At 56.8% G+C, this 1,550-nt stretch carries 1 protein-coding gene; it reads right to left on the minus strand.

Annotation, left to right across the window (positions count from 1 at the left end):
- On the minus strand, positions 1 to 1,550 hold a 1,550-nt coding region (locus tag D1646_RS22905; protein WP_243153968.1), incomplete at both ends, for a hypothetical protein.

The raw sequence follows: 1,550 nt of genomic DNA on the forward strand, positions 1-1,550 counted from the left end.
CGCGCCCAGAGTGCCGCGGATGGAGGAAACCTGGTTGATTGCGTTCTTGATTACGTCAATGGCGGCCTGAGCGTCCTCCTGAGTGGCCACGCTCACCTTGTCAACGCCCAGAGCAGTGGCGTGGATATCACCGATGTTGACCTTGAGCTGGTTGAAGTCCTCGGAGGTGTCGCCAATCTGGAGGGTCAGGGCCTTGCCGGCTTCCTTCAGGACCTCAGTCTTAGAGCTGGCGCTGCTGAAGGTGCGGATCTGGTTCTCCAGGCCGTAATCCTTCATGGTCAGATTGGCGTCGCCAGTGTAGGTGGCGCGCTCGGTGAGGCACAGAGCGTTGCCGCCCTTGACCACCTGGACGTCGAACATCTCGTTGTCCTTGGCGGCAACGGACAGGCGGTCCAAAGCCTTGCGCAGGTCGGCGTCCTGGGTGCCATCGGTATTGCTAATATTGCTGAGGTCGCGGATATCCACCACATGGACATTGTCCTGATACTCGCCGTTGAACACCTCATCGCTGGCGGCGAAGACATAGTACTCATCGCCAATCTGGAGGCCCGCGCCATCCTTGATTACGTCAGCAATCTTATTATTGTTAGCATCACCGGCGGCAGTGAACCGAATCAGGGCCTCGGCATAGACGGTATCAGCGGGAGAAGTTCCTTCGTTGACATTGCAGGTACCGGAGTTCTGAATCTCACCCACGGCCTTATTGAAAGCCTTCTCAAGGTTATCGGCATCGGTAGTACCGGTGGGATCCGCTTGATGGTTTACTCCGAAGTTGAAGTTGCCCTGGAAGTAGTTCTTTGTGGCATCCGCGGTCTGGTTGGCCACAGCGTCGTTGTATCCCTGGTCAGTCATAGTGAAGGACAGTTTGCTTCCTTCCTGCGTAACAGAGTACTCAATGCGTTTGCCGTCGCCGCTGGTCTCAACGTAGACCTTGCCCTCACTGCCAATGGCCTTCATAACAGCGGAAGCAATATCCTCGCCGGTAATCTTGCCGCTATTTCCGGCTGTGACGGAATATTTGATTCCGTCATTTCCAGTCGCTCCTGCAAAAAGAACGTTGCTTGCGGTCGAGTCTGTTACCGCATTTTTCGCATTTGTACCAGAAGCCAGACCGAAGATCAGGTCTTCAAGCTTGGCGCCGGTAGAGGCCTCAAAATTTATATTGCCCAGCTCGATATCGAAGGTAGTCTTGCTGGACGCCTTGGCATCTTCGTGATAGCGGACGCTCTTATCGCTACTGCCCGGCAGAGCCGTAGTTCCACCCAGGTTCGATCCGGTCAGCTTAAGGCTGCCCTTGGCATTCGCTCCGCCAAAGCCCTTGTTGGCGCCAGCCGTTTGGGCGGTTCCATTCACGTTGCTGCCGCCCGTCAAGTTGGCAAACACGGTCTCGGTGATAGCCCGGCGGCCGTTGGCGTCCATGGAGCCGTCCAGCAGCTTGATACCGTTGAAGTTGGCGCTCTCGGCGATACGGTCGATTTCGGAGTTCAGCTGGTCGATCTCCTGCTGGAGGGCGGCGCGGTCGGTGTCGTTGTCGTAGGTGCCGTTGGCGG

The sequence above is a fragment of the Pseudoflavonifractor sp. 60 genome, from assembly GCF_009911645.1.
Classification (GTDB): Bacteria; Bacillota; Clostridia; order Oscillospirales; family Oscillospiraceae; genus Lawsonibacter.